Origin of the sequence: Methyloceanibacter sp. (assembly GCF_035650995.1) — a bacterium.
Classification (GTDB): Bacteria; Pseudomonadota; Alphaproteobacteria; order Rhizobiales; family Methyloligellaceae; genus Methyloceanibacter.
Genome location: NZ_DASRGO010000178.1, coordinates 19,534 through 40,414, shown reverse-complemented (window position 1 = coordinate 40,414; position 20,881 = coordinate 19,534). Strand labels below are relative to the sequence as shown.

Annotated in this window: 20 protein-coding genes; 11 read left to right on the top strand and 9 right to left on the bottom strand. The window is 64.3% G+C overall.

From position 1 onward, the window contains the following. Positions 1 to 19 precede the first annotated feature (19 nt). The 6 genes from VFB18_RS13165 to VFB18_RS13140 all read right to left on the bottom strand — a co-directional run bounded on the left by VFB18_RS13165 (position 20) and on the right by VFB18_RS13140 (position 9,268). Positions 20 to 808, bottom strand: a complete 789-nt coding sequence (locus VFB18_RS13165; protein ID WP_324976078.1) for a thiazole synthase — start codon at positions 806 to 808, stop codon at positions 20 to 22. Further along, positions 808 to 1,005, bottom strand: coding sequence for a sulfur carrier protein ThiS (gene thiS / locus VFB18_RS13160; RefSeq protein WP_324976075.1), 198 nt, complete (start codon positions 1,003 to 1,005; stop codon positions 808 to 810). Before thiS ends, VFB18_RS13165 begins: the two co-directional genes overlap by 1 nt. Continuing rightward, positions 983 to 1,993 carry an FAD-dependent oxidoreductase gene (locus VFB18_RS13155; RefSeq protein WP_324976072.1) on the bottom strand — a complete coding sequence of 337 codons (1,011 nt, stop codon included), beginning with the start codon at positions 1,991 to 1,993 and terminating at the stop codon, positions 983 to 985. Before VFB18_RS13155 ends, thiS begins: the two co-directional genes overlap by 23 nt. After that, the gene (gene ggt, locus VFB18_RS13150) at positions 1,993 to 3,738 is read right to left on the bottom strand and encodes a gamma-glutamyltransferase (protein ID WP_324976069.1); all 1,746 of its coding nucleotides are present in this window, start codon (positions 3,736 to 3,738) and stop codon (positions 1,993 to 1,995) included. Before ggt ends, VFB18_RS13155 begins: the two co-directional genes overlap by 1 nt. Positions 3,739 to 3,955: 217 nt before the next feature. Then, the gene (locus VFB18_RS13145; protein ID WP_324976067.1) at positions 3,956 to 7,603 is read right to left on the bottom strand and encodes an error-prone DNA polymerase; all 3,648 of its coding nucleotides are present in this window, start codon (positions 7,601 to 7,603) and stop codon (positions 3,956 to 3,958) included. Between the two features lie 9 nt (positions 7,604 to 7,612). Then, complete coding sequence (locus VFB18_RS13140; protein ID WP_324976064.1) at positions 7,613 to 9,268, bottom strand: DNA polymerase Y family protein; 1,656 nt, start codon at positions 9,266 to 9,268, stop codon at positions 7,613 to 7,615. Between the two features lie 1,311 nt (positions 9,269 to 10,579). Here VFB18_RS13140 and VFB18_RS13135 point away from each other — a divergent pair. Next, entirely contained in the window at positions 10,580 to 10,753 is a 174-nt protein-coding gene (locus VFB18_RS13135; protein WP_324976061.1) for a Flp family type IVb pilin, read from the top strand. 335 nt (positions 10,754 to 11,088) lie between these two features. Here the strand turns inward: VFB18_RS13135 and VFB18_RS13130 are convergent, their stop codons facing one another. After that, positions 11,089 to 11,733, bottom strand: coding sequence for an isoprenylcysteine carboxylmethyltransferase family protein (locus tag VFB18_RS13130; protein ID WP_324976058.1), 645 nt, complete (start codon positions 11,731 to 11,733; stop codon positions 11,089 to 11,091). Between the two features lie 183 nt (positions 11,734 to 11,916). Next, on the bottom strand, positions 11,917 to 12,819 hold the full coding sequence (locus VFB18_RS13125; RefSeq protein ID WP_324976056.1) for a phosphatase PAP2 family protein: 903 nt from the start codon (positions 12,817 to 12,819) through the stop codon (positions 11,917 to 11,919). A 333-nt stretch (positions 12,820 to 13,152) separates the two neighbouring features. Between VFB18_RS13125 and VFB18_RS13120 the strand changes: the two genes are divergently transcribed. The 10 genes from VFB18_RS13120 (at position 13,153) to VFB18_RS13075 (ending at position 20,600) form a co-directional block, all read left to right on the top strand. Beyond that, a complete protein-coding gene (locus VFB18_RS13120) occupies positions 13,153 to 13,776 on the top strand; it encodes a DUF1007 family protein (RefSeq protein ID WP_414675724.1) in 624 nt (207 codons plus the stop codon). A 197-nt stretch (positions 13,777 to 13,973) separates the two neighbouring features. Continuing rightward, the gene (locus tag VFB18_RS13115; RefSeq protein WP_324976051.1) at positions 13,974 to 14,894 is read left to right on the top strand and encodes a nickel/cobalt transporter; all 921 of its coding nucleotides are present in this window, start codon (positions 13,974 to 13,976) and stop codon (positions 14,892 to 14,894) included. 87 nt (positions 14,895 to 14,981) lie between these two features. After that, positions 14,982 to 15,545 carry a type 1 glutamine amidotransferase domain-containing protein gene (locus VFB18_RS13110; protein WP_324976049.1) on the top strand — a complete coding sequence of 188 codons (564 nt, stop codon included), beginning with the start codon at positions 14,982 to 14,984 and terminating at the stop codon, positions 15,543 to 15,545. A gap of 217 nt (positions 15,546 to 15,762) precedes the next feature. Next, positions 15,763 to 16,422: a peroxiredoxin gene (locus VFB18_RS13105; protein WP_324976046.1), complete on the top strand. Its 660-nt coding sequence runs from the start codon at positions 15,763 to 15,765 to the stop codon at positions 16,420 to 16,422. A 190-nt stretch (positions 16,423 to 16,612) separates the two neighbouring features. Further along, entirely contained in the window at positions 16,613 to 16,792 is a 180-nt protein-coding gene (locus tag VFB18_RS13100) for a hypothetical protein (protein WP_324976043.1), read from the top strand. 41 nt (positions 16,793 to 16,833) lie between these two features. After that, entirely contained in the window at positions 16,834 to 17,250 is a 417-nt protein-coding gene (locus tag VFB18_RS13095) for an NUDIX hydrolase (protein WP_324976040.1), read from the top strand. 114 nt (positions 17,251 to 17,364) lie between these two features. Continuing rightward, positions 17,365 to 18,414: a ferrochelatase gene (gene hemH / locus VFB18_RS13090; RefSeq protein WP_324976038.1), complete on the top strand. Its 1,050-nt coding sequence runs from the start codon at positions 17,365 to 17,367 to the stop codon at positions 18,412 to 18,414. Positions 18,415 to 18,505: 91 nt separating this feature from the next. After that, positions 18,506 to 18,937 carry a hypothetical protein gene (locus VFB18_RS13085; RefSeq protein ID WP_324976036.1) on the top strand — a complete coding sequence of 144 codons (432 nt, stop codon included), beginning with the start codon at positions 18,506 to 18,508 and terminating at the stop codon, positions 18,935 to 18,937. Positions 18,938 to 19,125: 188 nt separating this feature from the next. After that, positions 19,126 to 20,130 (top strand): SPFH domain-containing protein, encoded by a 1,005-nt coding sequence (locus VFB18_RS13080; RefSeq protein ID WP_324976033.1) that lies wholly within the window; start codon positions 19,126 to 19,128, stop codon positions 20,128 to 20,130. A 14-nt stretch (positions 20,131 to 20,144) separates the two neighbouring features. Next, complete coding sequence (locus VFB18_RS13075) at positions 20,145 to 20,600, top strand: NfeD family protein (RefSeq protein ID WP_324976030.1); 456 nt, start codon at positions 20,145 to 20,147, stop codon at positions 20,598 to 20,600. A gap of 1 nt (position 20,601) precedes the next feature. On the opposite strand, the gene VFB18_RS13070 is transcribed toward VFB18_RS13075, so the two are convergent. Next, positions 20,602 to 20,838: a hypothetical protein gene (locus VFB18_RS13070; protein WP_324976027.1), complete on the bottom strand. Its 237-nt coding sequence runs from the start codon at positions 20,836 to 20,838 to the stop codon at positions 20,602 to 20,604. Positions 20,839 to 20,881: the final 43 nt, after the last annotated feature.

The window sequence follows — 20,881 nt, the reverse complement described above, 5'->3', positions numbered from 1 at the left end:
CCTCTGCCGACGAAGCCGATCAGGAAGCGCTATCGATCTTGAAGAACGGGGTGCCGGCGACGGGGGTCGAGGGCGAAGCCATGTCGCGCGGCTCGATCAAGCCAGCCTCGAAGGCGAGCCGCCCCGCCTCGATGGCGCGAGCGAAGGCTTCGGCCATCTTCACCGGATCGCCGGCCTTGGCGACTGCCGTGTTGAGCAGCACGGCATCGTAGCCCATCTCCATCGCCTCGGCGGCATGGGACGGCGCGCCGACGCCGGCATCGATGACGAGGGGCGTGTCGGCGAAATAGGCACGGAGCGACCGTAGCCCGTCCTTGTTGATCAGCCCGCGCGCCGAGCCGATCGGCGCAGCCCAGGGCATCAGCACCTTGCAGCCCGCGGCGACAAGGCGCTCGGCGGCGCTCAAGTCTTCGGTCGTGTAGGGCAGCACCTCGAAACCCTCCTTGGAGAGCTCCGACGCCGCCTCGACCAGGCCGAACAGGTCTGGCTGGAGCGTATCGTCGTTGGCGATCACCTCGAGCTTGACCCAGGAGGTGCCGAACAGCTCGCGCGCCATCTTGGCGGTGGCGATCGCCTCCCTCGCGGTATGGCAACCGGCGGTGTTGGGGAGGACCTTGACGCCGAGTTCTTCGATCAGGGCCCAGAAACCTTGGCCGGTGCGGGCTCGCGCCGATTCGCGCCTGAGCGAGACGGTGACGATCTCGGCGCCGGATGCCTCAACCGCCCGCTTCAGGCAATCGGGCGAAGGATATTGCGCGGTCCCGAGCAGGAGCCTCGAGGTCAAGGTGGCGCCGTAGAGGGTGAGCATCAGCCGCCCTGCCTCGGCGCAACGATCTCGACCTCGGCTTCGTCGGCAAGCGGGGTCAGCTTGCGCTCGCCGGCCGCGACGAAGCTGCCGTTCACGGCGGTCGCGATCTTGGCGCCGGCGAAACCCAAATCGGCGCAAAGCTCATCGAGCGTCTTGGCGTCGGTCGCGAAGCGCTTACCGTTGAGCAGGATCTGCAACGAACACCTCCGAGTGCGTGTCGCCGGTCGCGATGAAGGTTGCGACAAGCTCGGCCAGCACCGGCGCGAGCAGGAAACCGTGCCGGTAGAGGCCGTTGACGTAGATATAGCCTTTCCTCGGGATAATCCTAGGCCGATTGTCGGGGAAGGCGGGCCGCGCGCCCGCGCCAAGCTTAACGATCTCCGCTTCGCCGAAGGCGGGATCGAGCGCGTAGGCTGCGGAAAGCAGCTCGAGCGCCGAGCGCACGCTGACGGGGCCCGTCTCCTCGCTCTCGACCACCGTGGCCCCGATCATGAACAGGCCGTTCCCCCAGGGCACGGCATAAAGCGGAAAACGCGGATGGAGCAGCCGCACGGGCCGCGCCAGCACCACATCGCGCGCGCGCACCACGATGCGTTCGCCGCGCACACCGCGGAGCGTGGGCAGATCGTCCCTTGCTGCAAGGCCGCGGCAATCGATGATGAGGTCGGCGCCGTCCGGCCTCTCGCTCGCGCCGAAAATGAAGCGCGCGCCGGCGTCCTTCGCCGCGCGGAGCAGAAAGTCGAGGGCGTCATCCGGAGCAAGATGCGCTTCGCCGGGATAGTAGAGGGCGCTCGGAAAGCGCTCGCCGAGATCGGGCTCGAGCGCCTTGAGCGCTTCGGCATCGAGCCGCTCGGAGCCTCGCGTCATGCGCGCGAAGCGGTCGAGCAGGGTCTGGTCGCGAGGCGGAGCAACCACGAGCGAGCCCTTGACCTTCGTCCCGGGATAAGTGTCCCGCCATAGCCCGATGCTGCGGAGACCAAGTTCGCGGATGATGGCTTCCGCGCTTTCCTCCTCGCAGCGGGGCGCGAGCATGGCACCGGCGTAAGGGCTGCATGCATCGGCGAACGGCGCGGCGGAGCGCTCATATATGGTGACGGCATGGCCCGCGCGTGCAAGCGCAAGCGCTTGCCACAGGCCAACGATCCCTGCACCCCTGATCGCGATCGATGGTTTGGCGCCGGCCATCAGTCGCCGAGCGCCACGCCTTCGCGGCGCGGGTCCGCCCCGCCTTCGAGACCGTCCTTGGTCACGGCGATGATGTGGAGGCCGCTGATAAGCTCGCTCCGTTCAACGTTGTGCCCCAGGCTCTCGAGCGCGGTCGCGAGATTGTTCCACTCGGCCCCTGGCTCGATCACCACGCTATCGCCGGTCGAGCCGAAATTGACGAGCGCCGCGGCCTCGGCAGGGTCGAGGCGCCAATCGATCAGGGCGATGAGTGCCTTGAGGTCGTAGAGGATGATGGCGGCGCCGCCCGGGCTGCCGAGAATATAGTGCAGCGTTCCGTCATCGTTATGGAAGACAATGGTCGGATCGAGCGAGCTGCGCGGGCGTTTGCCGCCGTCCACGCGATTGGCGACGGGGTGTCCCTCCTCGTCGAGGGGGACGAAGGAGAAGTCGGTCAGCTGATTGTTGAGCAAGAAGCCGCGCACCATGATGCGCGAGCCAAACGCGCGCTCGATGGTCGTGGTCATGGAGAAGGCGTTGCCGTCGTCGTCGACGATCGAGATATGGCTCGTGCCCTTGGCTTCCTTCGTTGCGTCTGCACCATAGGCGCCTTGCCGCGCATTGGGGGGCGTCCCAGCCACGATCTTCGCTTGCGCGCGGGCGGGATCGATCAGTTGGCGGCGCGCGTCGAGATAAGACGGATCGAGCAGGCCCGCGATTGGGGTGCTCACGAAATCGGGGTCGGCGAGATAGCGGGCGCGGTCGGCATAAGCGAGCCGCTCAGCTTCGATGATGGTGTGGGCGGCGCGCACGCCGAGCGGCGCGGGGCCGAGATCGTAGGGCAACAGCAGGGAGAGCACCTGGGCAACGGTAACGCCGCCGGATGAGGGTGGGCCTGCGCCGCAGATCTTCTCGGCACGATAGACGATGCAGACCGGCGTCCGCTCCTTGGCTTGGTACTTGCCGATATCCTCGACTGAAAGCGTGCCAGGGTGACGCGGATCGGTCTGAACGGCGCGGGCGATGTCGGCGGCGATGTCGCCCTTGTAGAAGGCATCGGGGCCGTCGCGGGCGATGATCGAGAGCGTGTCGGCAAGCTTGGGATTGGCGAGGATATGGCCGACCGGCCAGGGCTTACCCTCGGCATCGAAGAAATAGCTGCGCGCCTCCACCGTGAAGCTTTCCGGCGGCGCCTCGGCGAGAACGGCGGCAAGGCGGGGTGAGACGGCGAAACCTGCGCGGGCGAGCGCGATCGCGGGCTCAAACAGATCGGCCCAGGGGAGCTTGCCGTATTTGTCGTGGGCGAGCTTGAGCGCGGCGAGCGCGCCCGGCACGCCGACCGAAAGCCCGCTTCCCATGGCTCCTTCGCGCGGGAGCGGCTTTCCGTCCTGGTCGAGGAAGAGCTCGGGCGTCGCGGCAGAGGGCGCCGTCTCGCGGCCGTCGATGCTCGCAAGCTCGTTCGTTTGCTTGTCCCAGTAGAGGATGAAGGCGCCGCCGCCGATGCCGGAGGATTGCGGCTCGACGAGGTTGAGCACCATCTGCGTGGCGATGCCGGCATCGACGGCGCTGCCGCCCTTGCGCAGGATCGCAAGCCCAGCTTCGGCGGCGAGCGGATTGGCCGCCACCACCATGTGGCGTTTTGCGGTAACGAGCGGCTTCGGGGCAAATCCGCTTGCCCCTTCCGGCTGCTCGAAGGCGTGCGCGGAGAGCGCGCCGAAGGCGAGAAGTAATGCGAGGGCGGCGGCAATCAGAGGTCTAAGGGTCATCGGCGCGCAGCATAGCCATTTTCGCCAATGGAGCTACCTCTTGAACGCGGGCCGAAGTTTCCCCTGCCTCACCTTGCCGCCAAAGGCGGCGGGCGGGGTTTCTTGCGCTTCCTCCCCACCGGCTCGCCCTGGACAAGTCCGGGTCGAGCCACCATCCCCGTCAAGGGGAGGGATGAAGCCAGCCTAGTGGTCGGAGTCGATTGGCGCTTCGGTGGGCCTAATGAAAATCGCGGGATTTGGGAATGATGCGCTCGTTGCGGGGGTGCCGGCGCGGGTGCCAGCGAGGATGGCCGCGTTCGCGCCCATCCTCGCCGCCCGCGTGTTTGACGTGGTCGCCATGGGCGAGCGTCGTGCTCAAGGCTTCGCCCTCCTCGGTCAGGAGCCGTAACCACTCGCTTTTGTCCTCGAGCCTCGCGGCGACCACATGAATGATGTCCTCGTGGCGCTGGACGCGGCCATGCACCACGACGAGCCGCGCGCCCATCACCACCTTGCGCATCCGCTCGAGCACTTTGGGCCAGATCACCGAATTGGCGATGCCGGTTTCGTCCTCGATGGTCATGAACACGACGCCTTGCGCCGAGCCGGGGCGCTGGCGCACGAGCACGACGCCTCCGACGGTGACCCAGGCGCCATCGCGCGCGTTTCTGAGATCGGCGCAAGCGGCAATGCGCGCGCGAGCAAGCCGCGTCCGCAAAAAGCTCATGGGATGGGCTTTGAGCGAAAGCCTAAGCGTGCGGTAGTCATTCACCACATGCTCCGAGAGCGGCATGACGGGAAGCGCCACGAAAGGCTCGGTGCCCGATTCAGCGGCATCCGCGTGATCGAAGAGGGGCAGCGGAATTTCCTTCGGGAGCGCGCGCACTTCCCACAGCGCTTGGCGACGATCGAGCCCGAGAGAGCGGAAAGCGTCGGCGCCTGCGAGCCTTTCGAGTGAGACGCGGCTCAGCCCGCTCCGCCGCCACAGATCGCGCACGTCGCGATATGCCCCCCTCGTGGGGAGGTCCGACGCCGCCTTGGGTGGGGGGCATTCCTCAGTGCAGCCCGGGGCGAGCGGCGGCATGAAGAGGTGCGGGTTCAGCTCGGCGGGGAGGCCATCGCGCACCGCGACGAGGCGCTTGGCATCCTCCTCGCGCAGTCCGTCGATCTGGCGGAGCCCGATGCGCAGCGCGCAGGTTCTATTCGTGGCGGGGCTATTTGCTCCTGCTTCCCCATAAGGGGGGAGCGGAGAGTCTGAGGCGGACGCCTCTAGAGGTTCGAGCGTGCAGTCCCAGAGGCTGAAATTGACGTCGGCCTCGCGCGCCGCGACGCCGTGCTCGCGCGCGCAACGCACGATCTGCGCCGGCGCGTAGAAGCCCATGGGCTGGGAGTTGAGCAGAGCCGCGGCGAAGGCCGCCGGATAATGGCATTTGATCCATGCCGAGACATAGACGAGATGGGCGAAGCTCGCGGCGTGGCTCTCGGGGAAGCCGTACTCGCCGAAGCCCTTGATCTGGTTGAAGCAGCGCTCGGCAAAATCGTGTGGGTAGCCGCGCGCGATCATGCGCCCGACCATTTTTTCGCGAAGCCGGTCGATGGTGCCCCGGCGGCGGAAGGTGGCCATGGCGCGGCGGAGCTCGTTCGCCTCGGCGCTCGTGAACTTCGCCGCGACCATGGCAAGCCGCATGGCCTGCTCCTGAAACAGAGGCACACCCATGGTCTTGCCGAGCACCTGGTGGAGCTCGTCGGGGGGGCCGTGATCCGGATGCGGCGAGGGGAATTCGACCGGCTCCTCGCCGCAGCGGCGGCGAAGATAGGGATGCACCATGTCGCCCTGGATCGGGCCCGGGCGCACGATCGCAACCTCGATGACGAGATCGTAGAAGCGGCGGGGTTTCAGCCGTGGCAGCATGTTCATCTGCGCGCGGCTCTCAACCTGGAACACGCCGATCGAATCGGCGCGGCAGAGCATGTCGTAGACGGCGTGGTCGTCGCGCGGCACAGTGCCGAGGGCAAGATCCCGCCCGTAATGCGTCTTGATCAGCGCGAAGGCCTTGCGGATGCAGGTGAGCATACCCAAGCCCAGCACATCGACCTTGAGCAGGCCGAGCGCGTCGAGATCGTCCTTGTCCCATTCGATGAAGGTGCGGTCCTCCATGGCGGCGTTGCCGATGGGAACGACCTCCGAGAGCGGCCCGCGCGTGAGCACGAAGCCGCCGACATGCTGAGAGAGATGGCGCGGGAAGCCGATCAATTCTTGCGTCAGCTCGAGGCAGGCCGCGAGCAGTGGGTCTCTAGGATCGAGCCCGGCCTGGCGGACATATTCCTCGGGAAGTCCGGAATTACTTAAGCCCCAGATGGCGGTGGCGAGCGCGGCGACGGTATCCTCCGAGAGGCCGAGCGCCTTCCCCACCTCGCGCACCGCGGAGCGGCCGCGATAGGAGATGACGGTCGCGGCGATCCCGGCGCGATCGCGGCCGTAGCGGGCATAGATATATTGGATCACCTCCTCGCGCCGCTCGTGCTCGAAATCGACGTCGATGTCGGGCGGCTCTTTGCGCTCCGGCGAGACGAAGCGCTCGAACAAAAGATCGATCTCGGTCGGATCGACATTGGTGATGGCGAGGCAATAGCAGACGGCCGAGTTGGCGGCGGAGCCGCGGCCCTGGCAGAGGATGCCGAGCCCGCGCGCGTAATGCACGATGTCGTGCACGGTAAGGAAATAGCGCGCGTAGTCGAGCTCCTCGATCAGGGCGAGCTCCTTCTCGAGCGTGGCGCGCACCTTAGCGGGGATGCCTCCGGGGAAGCGCCAGCGCGCGCCCTCCCAGGTCAGGTCGGCGAGATGCGATTGCGGCGTCTTGCCTTGCGGCACCGGCTCGTCGGGATATTCGTACCGGAGCTCGTCGAGCGAGAAGGCGCAAGCTTGCACGATCTCGACGGTGCGTTCGAGCGCGTCCTCGTGGCCTCTGAACAGCCGCGCCATCTCGCGCGGCGGCTTCAGGTGCCGCTCGGCATTCGCTTCGAGACGGAAGCCCGCTTCGTGGATGGTGCATTTCTCGCGGATGCAGGTGAGTACGTCCTGCAACCGGCGCCGATGCGGGGCGTGGTAGAGCACGGCGTTGGTGGCGACGAGGCCTAAACCCGCACGGTCTGCGAGTTGTGCGAGCGCGTTGATGCGGGCGCGATCGCCGCCGCGGTAGGCGTGGTTTGCGGCGAGATAGAGCGTGGCATGGGCCCCGAGCGCCTGCTTGATGCGCTCTAGCTCGGCTTCGAAACTTTGCTCCCCCTCACCTGAAGGATCGGGCTCGCCACCCCCTCCCCGCCGGGGAGAGGAGGCGGGACTCGCGGCAGCGCTCGGGACTTTCCTCTCCCCATTGGAGAGAGGGCTTTCCACCGCGATCTTGCGCGAGCGCAGCTCTCCGCAAGCCGCAGGGCGGGAAGGGTGAGGGGGGAAGGTGATCAGGTTTTTTGACTTGGGACTCACGCCATTCGGCGTCGATAAATCATCAGGCGGGAGGACGATGAGGATGAGGCCCTCGGCATGCATGGTGACATCGTCAAGGAAGAGCGTGCATTGACCTTTCTCGGCTCTCATTTGGCCAAGCGTGAGCAGACGGCAGAGACGGCCGTAAGCCGCGCGGTCGCGTGGATATGCAAGCAGGCTCGGCGCGTCCTTGAGATCGAGCCTGGCGCCGACGACGAATTTGCTCCCGACCTCCTTGGCCGCGAGATGGGCGCGCACGGCGCCGGCAAGCGTGTTGCGGTCGGTGACGGCAATGGCCTCAAGCTGAAGCGCCTTTGCCGTCGCCACCAGCTCCTCGGGGTGGGAGGCGCCGCGCAGGAAGGAGAAGTTGGTGGTGACGTCGAGCTCGGCGTAGCGGGGCATGGCTTGCCATCATCCGAACACCCCGTGCAGGAACCAGCCGGGCGCCTCTCGCTCGCTCTCCGAATAGAGACCCTCGCGGAATACCCAGTAGCGATGCCCATCCTCGTCCTCGATGCGGTAGTAGTCGCGCGTGCTCTCCCTCCCCTTGAAAGGGGGAGGGCCGGGGAGGGGGTCAGACGCAAGCCCCGATGTCGTCATGCGACCCCCACCCGGCGATGGCCTTGGGCTATCGCCACCCTCCCCCTTGCGGGGAGAGGGAGTTCGCAACTCACGCCACCATTCCGGGGCGATGCGCTCGGGCCCTTCGGCCTTGACCACGCGGCGGCTCACCTGCCGCCAGGTGAAGCGCGCGGGCGGGCCTTCGGGGATCTCGGCCAGCACGGAGAGGGGCTCAGGCCTTGCGAAGAGAAGCGGCGGACGCTCGGGTTTGGCCTTCCCGTCCCAGGCAGATCTCGCAGCACTTCGTGCCAAGGCGCTCCGCGCGCCTTGCGCCAATTCGGGGATATGGCTTTCGCGTGGCATTAGGCGGCGCACAGCGCGTGCGCCCAAGCGATTGACCAGGCGGTCGATCAAAGGCTCTGCCGCGGCCTTCTCTTCGTCGGCTGCGAGGCTTGTCTGCGCGGGCAGAAGCGTCTCGGTGACGAGAGCAGAGAACGCCATGAGGTCGACGCCGAAGCCCATGTCGACCCCCTCGATCTTGTCCTGGAACAGGGCAAGGAGATGCTTCTTTTCGCGCGAGGGGGCGCTTAACCCCGCCTCGATCACGGCAGAGGAGCCGTCGCTGCGGCAAAGCCAAAGGGCAAGGCGCCGCGCGCCGCGCGCCTTCCGGGCGAGCAGAACGCAAAGTTCCCCGGCCAGATGATCGAGCCCGGCGAGCACGCCCTCATGGGTGATGAGCGGCTCGGGGAAGGGAAGCCTCACCGTGAAGTCTGCGTCAGGCTTTAGGGGTACGCGCTTCTCCTCGCGCATCCCAAGCGCCTGATCGAGGCGGAGCAGAACTGCTTCGGCCAGGTCCTTGGCATGGAAGCGCCGCTCGAGGCTCGCGCGCGGCAGGGTGTAGAGCTGGCCGATGCGCTTCAGCCCAAGCCGCCTGAGGAGATAGGCGATCTCGGCATCGAGCCGAAGCGCTTCAACGGGGAAATTGGCGAGCGCCGGCGCGATCTTGCCGTGGGGGACGATAAGAGGCGACGATCTCCCGAAACGGGCAAGCGCATGTGCGCCGCCGAGCGTCTCGGCCAGGGCAATCCGTGCGCTCAAGCCCGCGCGGGAGAGCCGTCCTTCGAGATCGGCGAGGAGCTTCTCCTCGCCGCCGAAGAGGTGTGCCACGCCGGTGACGTCGAGCCAGAGCCCGTCGTCGCCGTCGACGTTCAGCGTCGGGCTGTAACGGAGGCTCGCCCAGCGCGCGAGATCGAGCAGGGCTTGGGCATCTTTCTGCGGTTCCGCCGGCGCGGTCGAAAGCTGCGGGCAAATGGCGCGCGCATCCGCAAGCCCCATGCCGGGGAGAAGCCCTTGGGCTCGGCTTGCGGCGTTGACCGCGGAGAGAAGGAGACCGCGCTCCTCGTTGGCGATGAGAGCGAAAGGCCTGTCATCGGCAAGATCGTTGCCTGCCTTCTTCAGCCTCTCGAGCGGGAGATGCGGCAGATAGACGGAAATCATGCGACTCATGACTGAACTCCACGATTAAACTTCGTCCCGGTGCCTCGCCCCGGCAACGCTCGAGGGTGAGGTGCCAAGCGGCATTTCCGGGCGCGGCTGCATCAAAAGAGGCACGGGCGCTTCCACACGCAGAGATGCGCCAAGAGGTGAGTGTTCCAGGGAGTCTCTCCCGCCGATGATCCGAGATGAAGAGGCAGGGCGTGCCCGAGGCTTTCGCAGCAAGGCCGAGCCGTCGGGCGGCAAGCTCGGCCATGGTCTCCGACTGTCCGAGCGCAGCCCTGAGCGTCAGGCTCCGCAAACCCTCTTCGAGGGCCCAGGCGGCATCGTGCATCGTCCTGGCCTCGATGACGAGGAGACGTTCAGGGTCGAGGCCGAGCGCCATGAGACCGGGCCCGTAAGGGTGCCCCCACTCGCTTGCCACCTCTCCCGTCAGGCACCAGAGCAAGAATTCGCGGCGGTTGAGCGCCACTCTGCCTCGAGCAATCGCGGCGAGGGCGAAGCTGAGCGCGGCGGGCGTGTCGCGATAGGAAGCGGGCTTGATCTCATGCAGCCCCGCCTCGGTGAGTCTGTCGAGAAACTCCTTCCCCCGGAAAGGGAGAAGGCTGGGAAGAGGGTCCAATTTCCGCATCGAGGCCGCAAGGAGACCCCCACCCGGCGACGGCCTTCGGCCATCGCCAACCTCCCCCTTGCAGGGGGAGGAATCTGAGCCTGCGGGCGCCAAGGATAAAGAGCAGGCGGGGCGGGAAGGGGCCGGACCCAGTGCGGGGGAAAGGCCAAGGGACACGGGAACCTGCTCGAGCGCACGGATCGATGCGCGTAGCTGCTCGATCAGGACCTTTCCCGGGGTCCCGCCTGCTCTTGCAACGCCAGTCGGCGGAACGAGAAGACCTTCTGCACCGTCTGGAACGTCGTTACGCACGCTACTCACCTCAACTCTCGTTCCTGTTTTGTTCTAGACAGAGTCGAACCGAGAGTCAAGGCGAGGACCGAGCGATCTCCCCCCATCGGCATTTGCAGCAAGTTCTGTAGTCCTCCCCTTGCCTGCGGCGGCGTAAGACGAGGTTCTGTTACCTATCGGAGGAGGTGGGGAGATTAGTTTGTGGTGAATGCTCGGTAAAGACGAGACAAACTTGATCTAAAATTTCTCAATGATTCCCTGGTTTCGACTTTTAGCCGTTTTCCATCTATTTACCGTAAAATGCCTGTCTTTATTCTATCCGCTTAACTTGTACCTAAGGTGTGAATGCTAGCTTCCGCGTCAGGTTCCGCCGTTCAAATTCGCGTGGGGGGACCTTGAACCAAAGCAAAGGGAGAGTCGAAATGAGGACTTCAATTACCCGCTTCATCCAGGACGAGTCGGGCGCCACCGCGATCGAGTATGGCCTGATCGCCGCCGGCATCTCGGTCGCCATTCTGGTCGCTGTGCAGACTGTGGGCTCGAACCTCGCAAATCTGTTCAACACGATCGCCGGCGATCTCGCGCCTGCCCAGTAAATTCAAAGCCCGGAGCCAGCTCCCGCGATGGAGCTGGCTCCGAGCTATCACGGCCGCGTCTGCCGACTTCCGACGCAAATAGCTGGCGACAGGCTCTACCCCCGCGAGGGGGAACTCAAAATGAGAACTGCATTCGCCCGCTCCTAGAAGACTAACCCCACGCCATCCAGCTTGAGCTGATAGCAACAGGCTGTGGGCTCACTGCTCCACGTAGCGCACGGAAAGCGCACTTGCTCACGTCCTCGTCGCGTTCGCTGGTCCGAAAGCCTTGCGAGACCGGGCGCGGCGACCCGCGAGGACAGGCGTTCGGAAGCCAGGCTTCGCCTGGCGGATCCTCAAAAAATTGCCGGCAATAGGCGATAGCGAACGCGCGCGGCGTAAGCTCTATACGCCTGATCTTGCCCCAGGAAGTGTTCTTCCCTCAGGAGGCGCGCCACCTGGATGGCGAACTCGGCCGAATAGAGCGCCGCATTCCACAATGATGGAAAGGCGAGTAGGAAGCCGACGTGGGCAATCATATAGCCCGCATACATCGGATGGCGCACGAAACGATAAGGCCCAACGACCTTGACGCCGCGGTTTGCCGCCACGAGGCCGAAACTTTGGCCGAGGCTGACCTTCGCCGAGATTTGCAAGTACAAACCCGCAAGCATGATCACCGCACAAACGCCGTGCGGCGCCAACGAGCCGGGTCCGGTTGGGCTTACGAGAAGAGGGATGATCGCGCCGGAAATTCCCAAAAGCCAGTCGGAAGGCTTGCGCGAGACGGCGTCTGAGCGTCGCCGGCTCAAAATGAAAATGACGGGGAGGATTTCCGACAAGAGGATCAGGACAGTGACAAAATCCACTTCCGATCCCGGCGCGGCCAACATCTTGAACGCGAACCGGCCGAACAGGAACACCACGATGAGACGTTCGAACGCGTCGAGGGCAATCGATTGGATCGTGTCACGTGAGAGACTGGAGCGAGGGGCATCCATGGATGACGCTTTGACCTGTCATTTGCTGGAACAGATGTTGCTGAAGCTCAGTATCGCGTCTTGGTGAACGTCCCCTTACCGAACGTCGCTCGTTATGCGTCGCGCAACGATGGTTGTGACGGACCGTGCGGGGGCATCGCAGTGGTAGCCCCCGGTCCAACGGCGGCCGCAGCCTGACAAGCGTCACGCGGTTTCCCCGGCTGGCTCTGGCACGCGCACCGGCACTGAATGCCGGCGCGACAGAATGTGACGGGAAGCCCAAGACGTCACCGCAATTGCGAACACAGCAACGACGAAGCCGCCCGCAATGTCAATAATGTGGTGACCGCCCTGAATCGGAATCGAAAGGATGACGAGCGCATTGAGGCCGATGGCGGGCCAACGGAGCCACTTCAGGGGCCATGCATACCATGCAATCAACAAGGCAAGCACGGTGTGGAAGGAAGGGAAGGCCACCAACCCTTTCACCTCGAGCGGCGAAATGCGTCCCGGGCCGTTGGCGGCCAACTCGAGCAAGTCGCGGGCATAGGCAGCGTCGGCCATAAGCGGGACAGGCGGAGAGCTACCTATCGGATAGACCGTGAATGCCCCGAAGCTCGGAGCGACGGTCCAAATGCCGATTGTCACGGCCGCGCCGATCGCAAGCGAAAGGCAGAATGCGTAGATGTCATTTGGGCGCCCGCACAGTCCAAGGGCGTTCACGAGAACTGCCGTCTGCGCGAGACTCGAGGCATAAACGAGAAACAAGAGGAGATTTGCCGTCGGATGCTGTTCTGCGAAGCGCAAGAGCGCTGGCCAGTCGATGCCCAGCATGCGGTCGATCGATGCGAGTTCCTGGTCGATTCGGGGCCCTGCAACCGTCAGGAGCAAATAGTTCAGAACACCGAAACTTGCCGCGAAGGCAATGAGAAAGAACGTGCCAAACAACATGGCGTGGAGCTTCTCGTCCCTGCGAAAAGACCCATAGAACAGACTGCCCGTGGCGCAAGCAGCTGCGGCCGCGCCGACCAACAGGTAGGCGGGGCCGTCGATATCGAATGAGGCAAGGCTCGCCCACGTCGAATCCACGACAAGCGCGAGGACCACGAAGGAGACGAGGATTGCCTTTATGCTGAGAGTCATGGCCATCCCGTTTTCCGGATCGTTAGCGTCGCTCGGTTAATTCGGAAGAAACGCACGGGGATGTGGGAGGCAAGTTTGCTAATGAAAGCTTAGCGGCTTGGGGTTTCTTCGTCGGCTAGGCCACCTTTTGGGCGACGTCACGCCATGACGCCGCTCAGGCCGCGGGGTGGGCGAAGCCCCTAAACCTCCACAATCTCTTGCTAGCCAAGGCCGGTTTAGAGGGAGCTTCAAGCCTTGCTTCTCAGCGCTATTCATGCGCGTCGGCGTCTTGCCGCGACGCTGATTGGGCTTTCTACGTTGGCGTCCACCGCTTCCGCTCATCCCCATGTCTGGGCCACGGTCCGCGCCGAGATCGTGCTCGGCGAAAATCACCAGATCACCGGAATTCGCCAAAACTGGACGTTCGACGAGTTCTACACCGCGATGGCCGTCCAGGGCCTCGATACCAACAACGATGGCGTCTACTCGAAGCAAGAGCTCGCTCCTCTCGCCAAGGTCAATGTCGAGTCGCTGAAGGAGTTCGACTACTTCACCTTCGTCCATTTCGACGGCGAGGATGACAAGCTGATCAAACTCAAGCCGCCGGTCGATTATTGGGTCGACTACGACAAAAACGTGCTCACACTGCACTTCACCCTGCCGCTCGAGACGCCGGTGGATACGCACGGCAAGCCGGTCGCGGTGGACGTCTACGACCCGTCCTTCTTCGTCGCGTTCGGATTCGCTACCGAGAACGCGGTCAAGCTCGCCGGCGCCGACACCAAAGGCTGTAGCGCAAAGATCGTCCTGCCGGATCCCGAGACCGCCGCCGACACCAAGGCCCTGACCGAATCCTTCTTCACCCAGCTCGGGCCGAACTCGAACTTCGGATCGCAATTCGCCCAGACGGCGTTGGTCTCATGCAAGGACTCGCATCTGTGAAGGGTCCGGGTGCCGCGCTTGCGGGCCTGGTTTTGCTTGCTCTCCTAGGCTTCGCGTGCGCATCGCCGGCACAGGCCGAGCTCAAGCCAATCACGCCGTTCGGGGCTGCAGAATCGGCGCCTCCCCCCGCTTTCGGGCCACGGCCGGTCGCCGGTGCCTTCCAATCGCGCGGCCCGCTTGGAGGTCTGTTCGCCTGGGTGCTGGACAAGCAGCAGAACCTGCAGCGCACGCTCGCCTTAAGCGTCAAGAACCTCAAGAGCGATCATCCCGTGGCCGGAGCGCTGACGCTCGCCGGGCTCTCCTTCCTTTACGGCATCCTGCACGCGATTGGCCCGGGGCACGGCAAGACCATCATCTCGTCTTATGTCGTCGCCAACGAGGCGACGGTCAGGCGCGGGATCATCATTTCCTTCATCGCTTCGGCGGTCCAGGCGCTCACGGCCGTCGCGCTCGTGAGCGTCCTTCTGTTCGGGCTTAGCGCCTCGGGTCTTACCATCAACTATTGGTCCAACCAGCTCGAGAGCGTGAGCTATGCGCTGATCGCGCTCGTCGGGCTCTATCTCTTGGCGGGGCACGTGTCGCGACTCTGGCGCACATGGCGGGGAGCGTCCGAGGCGGGGCACGCTCACGCCAATGATGGCCATCACGCCCACGATCATGGGCAGGACCATGCGCATCACCACCACGACGATCACGGCCATCACAGCCATCATGGCCATGGCCATGACCATGCGCCAGGCGAGGCCTGCGATCATATCGTCGATGCGCGCCAACTCGCGGGCGCCGTTTCGTGGCGAAAGATGATTGCAGTCGTCCTTTCGGTCGGGGTCAGGCCGTGTACCGGAGCGATCCTCGTGCTCGTCTTCGCGGTGACGCAGGGATTGTACTGGGCGGGCGTGGCGGCAACTTTCGCCATGGCGCTCGGCACCGCCATCACGGTCGCGGCGCTTGCCGTATTTGCGCTCGGCTCGCGCGAGCTTGCACTTAAATTGGGCGGCTCTGGCGGCACGTGGACCAATGTGGTCTGGACAACCTGCGCCATTGGCGGCGCGATTGTCATATTCTTGTTCGGGGCCCTCCTCTTCGCCGCATCGCTCGGCCCGGCGCGCCCCTTCTGACGACCTGCGGCTATCCTCCGCACTCTTCGCCGAAACAACCTCAGCGCATCGGGCGTTCTTGTGGCAAGAACGCAAGGAGGTTGTTCCATGACCAAGCTCGAAGGGAAACGTGTGGCGATGCTCGCGGCTGACGGGTTCGAGCAGTCGGAGTTGCTCGTCCCGAAGCAAAGACTGGAAGAGGCTGGCGCCAAAGTGGACGTCATCTCGCTCAGGACCGGCGAGATCTGGGGCTGGCAGAAGGACGACTGGGGCGATCCCATTGCGGTCGATCGCACCATCGATGCGGTCTCGACAGACGAATATGACGCGCTCGTCATTCCCGGCGGCCAGATCAATCCCGATCTCCTGCGCGCCGACAAGGATGCGGTCGCGCTGGTGCGCGATTTCTACAATGCAAAGAAGCCGATCGCCGCGGTCTGTCACGCGCCATGGGTTCTGGTCGAGGCGGGCCTCGCCAAAGGCCGCAAGATGACCTCCTATCACTCGATGGCGACCGACGTTAAAAACGCGGGCGCCAACTGGGTCGACAAAGAGGTGATCGTCGATCAGGGCGTCATCACAAGCCGCAACCCGGGCGACCTCGAGGCCTTCTCGGCCAAGATCATCGAGGAGATCGGCGAAGGTCTGCACGAGCGTAGGGCTGTAGCGTAAACGCTTGCGCCAAAACGCGTCGCCGCAATTCGCCATTCTCGCGTTACCCGTCCTTGCGCAATTGGCGCACTGAGACTAGGTGTAGCGCGGGAATGGCTTTGCTATTTCGGGCCGATTCTTGCGGCTTGCCGGCAAGCCAGCCTAAATCTTGATCGACACGCGGGGACCGTCAGAGGCTTGGCTCAAAGCCTCGTGCTAGCAAATCGAGAGGTAGGAGATGGCACTTTCACTTGGCGACACCGCACCCGATTTCGAGGCCGAGACGACCCAAGGGCGCATTCGCTTTCACGAGTGGCTCGGCGATTCGTGGGGGGTTCTGTTCTCGCATCCAAAGGACTTCACGCCGGTTTGCACCACCGAGCTCGGCTACATGGCGAAGATCAAGCCGGAGTTCGACAAGCGCGGCGTCAAGATCATCGGCCTCAGCGTCGATCCGATCGACCACCACGCGAAATGGGCCGAGGACATCAAGGACACGCAGGGCTTCGCGCCGAATTTCCCCATGATCGGCGATCCGACGCTTGCGATCTCGAAGCTTTACGGCATGCTCCCGGCGAGCACGTCGGGCAGCGCCGACGGGCGGACGCCGGCCGACAACCAGACCGTGCGCAACGTCTTCGTCATCGGGCCCGACAAGAAGGTCAAGCTGATCCTGGTCTATCCCATGACCACTGGCCGCAATTTCGACGAGGTGCTGCGGGTGATCGACTCGCTTCAGCTCACCGCCAAGCACCGGGTGGCGACGCCGGCGAACTGGAAGCAGGGCGAGGACGTGATCATTGCCGGCTCCGTCACCGACGAAGAGGCGAAGAAAATCTATCCTAAGGGATGGAAGGCGCCTCGACCCTATATCCGCATTGTTCCGCAGCCTCGCTGAGGCTGGATAGCAGGTTCTTTCTTGTTGTCGTGGAACTGTCGTAAATGGCCGCAATGGCCGCTCATGACAGCAAGATTCGATTCGCGGCCCGAACTCCAGCCATGTTAAAAAGGCGGTACACGGATCATAACCTTCCGTGAACAATAAGGCGCGCGCGGTTATTGCAGCCGAAAGCGCGGGGGGCAGGGCGATGACCGATTCAGGCGACTCCGGCGCTTCCGGTGGCGGCGCCGATGCGCATGCGACCGCCAAGCGGATCGCCGATCAATTAGCCCCGTTGATCAGGCTCGCACGCTCAGCCAAGTTCGACTTTCTCGCCTATCTTCTGGCAATGGCGCTCAAGGAATCCCGGCGCCTTTCCGGCCAATGAGCGTGTGACATCCTTCGTGTAACTGCTAACATTTGGCGGTCATGCCCCTTCCCGCGACGCCAGCGCTTACGACCGACTGCGTGATCTTCGACGGGCGTGGTCGCGTGCTCCTCATCCGCCGCGGGCATCCGCCCTTTGCCGGCGCCTACGCCTTGCCGGGCGGATTCGTGGAGATCGGCGAGACGGTCGAGGCGGCGTGCCGGCGCGAGGTGGATGAGGAGGCGGGGATCGGGGTATCCGGCCTTCGTCTCGTTGGCGTTTATTCGGATCCCACGCGCGATCCGAGGGGCCACACGGTGAGCGTCGCTTATCTCAGCATGTTGCGGCATGGGGGAATTCCCAAGGCGGGCTCGGATGCGGCGGCGGCCGAATGGGTCTCCGATTGGCGGGCGCTTCCGCTTGCCTTCGACCATGCGAGGATCATCGCCGACGCCGAGGCGCTGAAAGGGAGTGATTAGGCGGCTCCAGCCGTTGCCGAGGGGCGAGCTTTCCTGGGCAGTTTTCGCTTTGCCGACCCTACGTCTAGGCCTGAGGGGCCGGATGTCCTATCTAGGCTCTGAATGGAGCCAATCATGAACGAGACGACGCGTGCCAAGGCCATCGCCGGCCGTCCTGTGACTGAAAAGAGAGAGCAACCCGGCCGGATCGGCGTGCTCCTGATCAATCTCGGCACGCCTGACGCCACCACCTACTGGGCCATACGGCGCTACCTCAAGGAGTTCCTGTCCGATCGCCGGGTGATCGAGACGAATCGGGTGCTATGGTGGTTCATCCTCAACGGCATCGTGCTCGTGAAGCGCCCGTTCGCAAGCGGCGCCAAGTATCGCTCGATCTGGAACGAGGAACTCGACGAGTCCCCCCTCTTCACAATCACCCGGAACCAGGCCGAGAAGATCGCCGCGGCGTTGGCCTCGCGCCAGCATCTCGTCGTCGACTGGGCGATGCGCTACGGCAGACCGAGCATCGCCTCGCGCGTCGAGGCGCTGGTGGCGCGAGGCTGCGACCGGCTGATCGCCTTTCCCCTCTATCCGCAATACGCCGCCGCGACCACGGCCACGGCCAACGACAAGGTGTTCGATGCGCTGAAGATGCTCCGCGCCCAGCCCGCGCTCCGCACCGTGCCGCCCTATCCCGACGATCCCGTGTACATCGCGGCGCTTGCCAAATCGATCAAGGCGCATCTTTCCGGCCTCGATTTCGAGCCCGAGGTCCTCCTCGCCTCGTTTCACGGTCTGCCGGAGGCCTATGTGGATCAGGGCGATCCCTATCGGCAGCAATGCGAGCGTACCGTCGAAGCCTTGCGCGCGGCGCTCGGTCCCATCGGCTCGAAGCTCAAGCTCACTTTCCAGTCGCGCTTCGGCCGAGCCGAGTGGATCAAGCCTTACACCGACAAGACAGTCGAGGCCCTGGCGCGCGAAGGGGTGAAACGGCTTGCGATCGTATGTCCCGGCTTTGCGGCCGATTGCATCGAGACGCTCGAAGAGATCGCACAGGAGAACAAGGACATTTTCCTCGAGCATGGCGGCGAAAGGTTCAGCTACATTCCGTGCCTCAACGACAGCGACGATGGCGTCAACGTGCTCGTGCATTTGATCGAGCGCGAGCTTCAGGGCTGGGTGTAGGGGGACTTGCATTATTCCGGCGAAAGCCGGAATCCGAATATGACCGGTCCTGTATCTCGGCTAGCGCCGGGATGACGGAGGGAGGGCCATTATGCAATTCGGTCGGCTGCTATGCTTGTCCCTGGTTCTCATCGCGAATGCGCATGCACTTGCCGCCGATCAGGGCGGGGGTGCCCACGCTCCCGCCGTCTATATCTCCGTCGCCGGCGCGCCGGGGGACGGTGAGCAGGCACTCGCCGCGGCGCTTGGGCGGCGGCTTGAGGCGCTCGGCATAAGGCAGGCGACCGCGTTCGAGGCCGAGGTCTACGACGTACAGGGCACGGTGCGGGTGAGCCCGGCTTCGGGCGGCAAGGAGACGGTCACCATCATCTGGGTCGTGCTCGGGCCTGACGGCAATCAGCTCGGCGTCACCAAGCAGACCAAGGACGTGAAGAAGGGCTCGCTCGGCAAGAAATGGGGCGGGGCCGCCGACGCCGCCGCCTCGGCCGCCGCCTCCGACATCGCGCAGCTTTTGCCGCATTAACGTTCGCTCCGTACATTCAGCTTTATGCGCCGGTGCCGGTCTTTCGCCGGTATGACTGCGGAAAGGCTCTTATAATGGCCAAGACCAGCACCCATTTATCCTGCCGCGAGGAAGGCCGGCTCGACAGATCGAACCAAGAACGCTCCTAGCGATAAGACACGCCAAGACATCTCTTCTGGAGGGTGGCCATGCTCGGCTTCAATGTCTTCGTCATTTTCCTGCTCGTCCTCTTCATTTCCATCATCATCGCCGGCGTCAAAGTGGTTCCGCAAGGCTGGAACTACACCGTCGAGCGCTTCGGACGCTATACCCGCACGCTCCATCCCGGGCTCACCCTCATCATTCCGTTCATCGATCGCATCGGCCGCAAGCTGAACATGATGGAGCAGGTGATCGAGGTGCCGAGCCAGGAGGTGATCACCAAGGACAACGCCATGGTGCGCGTCGACGGCATCGCCTTCTATCAGGTGCTCGACGCGGCGCAGGCGAGCTACGAAGTCAGCAATCTCCAATTGGCGATCCTCAACCTCACCATGACCAATATCCGCACGGTGATGGGCTCGATGGATCTCGACAAGCTCCTGTCCGAGCGCGACGAGATCAACCATCGCCTGCTCAAGGTGGTCGACGACGCGACCCACTCTTGGGGCGTCAAGGTCACCCGCATCGAGATCAAGGACATCGAGCCGCCGCGCGACCTGGTCGACTCGATGGCGCGGCAGATGAAGGCCGAGCGGGACAAGCGCGCGGCGATCCTCGTGGCGGAAGGCGAGCGGCAGTCGGCCATCCTGACGGCAGAGGGCGCCAAGCAGGCGGTGATCCTGGCCGCCGAGGGACGGCGCGAGGCCGCCTATCGCGACGCCGAGGCGCGCGAGCGCTCGGCCGAGGCCGAGGCCAAGGCCACGCAGATGGTGAGCGAGGCGATCAGCAAAGGCAGCGTGCAGGCGATCAACTATTTCGTCGCCAACAACTATGTCGGCGCGCTGAAAGCGCTGGCCGAGGCCAAGAACCAGAAGGTAATGATCCTGCCGATCGAGGCGTCCTCGGTCATCGGCGCCATCGCGGGCATTGGCGAGATCGCGCGCGAGGCCTTCGGCGGCAATAGCGGCGGCGAGCAAGCCGCGCCGCCTGCGGCTCAGCCGCGAGCGGCGGCACCGGCAGGGCCGCGCGGCGGCTCGGTCCCGTCGGTTTGATGAGGAGATAGGCCATGCACACGATTGCCGGCCTTGGCGCGTGGAACTGGATGATCCTCGCGGCGATCCTGTTCGTGCTGGAAATCACGGCGCCAGGCATCTTCTTCATGTGGTTCGGGCTCGCCGCGGTCGCGACCGCGGCCATCGCCTTTCTGTTCGACGCGGGTTGGCAGTGGCAACTCGTGTGGTTCTGCCTCCTGTCTTTGGCGTTCGTGGTGGGGGCGTGGAAATATCTCCGCATGCATCCGCTCGAGAGCGAGAGGCCTTTGCTCAACGAGCGGGCAGTGCGCCATATCGGCGAGTCGCACGATCTGATCGACCCGATCGTCAACGGACGCGGCAGCGTCAAGATCGGCGATTCGATCTGGCGGGTGACGGGACCCGAGCTCCCGAAGGGCGCGCGCGTGACGGTAGTCGGAGCCGACGGCTCGCTGCTCAAGGTCGTGGCGGCCGGAACGCAAGCCGCCTAGCCTAAGTCTCGATCACCTCGATCGTGGTGATCTCGTCCGGCACCTCCGCAGTGGCGTCGGGATGCGGCCAAAGCCCGGTGCCGACGCGGTTTCGTCCGCTGCCGGTGACACTCACCTCCGTGAAGCCAACTTTGCTGAATTGATCGGCGACCTGTTGGTTCGAGGCCACGCTCTGGAAGAGGCCGAGTCTGATGTCGGCCCGGTACCGCTTGCCCTTCCTCACCGTGAACGTCGCCATGTTTGTTTCTCTCGGTTCTGCCTTTAGCCATCATAGACGCGAT

Coding starts and splice junctions, on each gene's coding strand:
- VFB18_RS13080 (WP_324976033.1), top strand. CDS start 19,126: ATGCTCGGCTTCAATGTCTTCGTCATTTTCCTGCTCGTCCTCTTCATT.
- VFB18_RS13130 (WP_324976058.1), bottom strand. CDS start 11,733: ATGGATGCCCCTCGCTCCAGTCTCTCACGTGACACGATCCAATCGATT.
- VFB18_RS13155 (WP_324976072.1), bottom strand. CDS start 1,993: ATGGCCGGCGCCAAACCATCGATCGCGATCAGGGGTGCAGGGATCGTT.
- VFB18_RS13145 (WP_324976067.1), bottom strand. CDS start 7,603: ATGCCCCGCTACGCCGAGCTCGACGTCACCACCAACTTCTCCTTCCTG.
- VFB18_RS13100 (WP_324976043.1), top strand. CDS start 16,613: ATGACCGATTCAGGCGACTCCGGCGCTTCCGGTGGCGGCGCCGATGCG.
- VFB18_RS13075 (WP_324976030.1), top strand. CDS start 20,145: ATGCACACGATTGCCGGCCTTGGCGCGTGGAACTGGATGATCCTCGCG.
- VFB18_RS13165 (WP_324976078.1), bottom strand. CDS start 808: ATGCTCACCCTCTACGGCGCCACCTTGACCTCGAGGCTCCTGCTCGGG.
- VFB18_RS13135 (WP_324976061.1), top strand. CDS start 10,580: ATGAGGACTTCAATTACCCGCTTCATCCAGGACGAGTCGGGCGCCACC.
- VFB18_RS13095 (WP_324976040.1), top strand. CDS start 16,834: ATGCCCCTTCCCGCGACGCCAGCGCTTACGACCGACTGCGTGATCTTC.
- VFB18_RS13140 (WP_324976064.1), bottom strand. CDS start 9,268: ATGAGTCGCATGATTTCCGTCTATCTGCCGCATCTCCCGCTCGAGAGG.
- VFB18_RS13110 (WP_324976049.1), top strand. CDS start 14,982: ATGACCAAGCTCGAAGGGAAACGTGTGGCGATGCTCGCGGCTGACGGG.
- VFB18_RS13085 (WP_324976036.1), top strand. CDS start 18,506: ATGCAATTCGGTCGGCTGCTATGCTTGTCCCTGGTTCTCATCGCGAAT.
- ggt (WP_324976069.1), bottom strand. CDS start 3,738: ATGACCCTTAGACCTCTGATTGCCGCCGCCCTCGCATTACTTCTCGCC.
- VFB18_RS13070 (WP_324976027.1), bottom strand. CDS start 20,838: ATGGCGACGTTCACGGTGAGGAAGGGCAAGCGGTACCGGGCCGACATC.
- VFB18_RS13105 (WP_324976046.1), top strand. CDS start 15,763: ATGGCACTTTCACTTGGCGACACCGCACCCGATTTCGAGGCCGAGACG.
- hemH (WP_324976038.1), top strand. CDS start 17,365: ATGAACGAGACGACGCGTGCCAAGGCCATCGCCGGCCGTCCTGTGACT.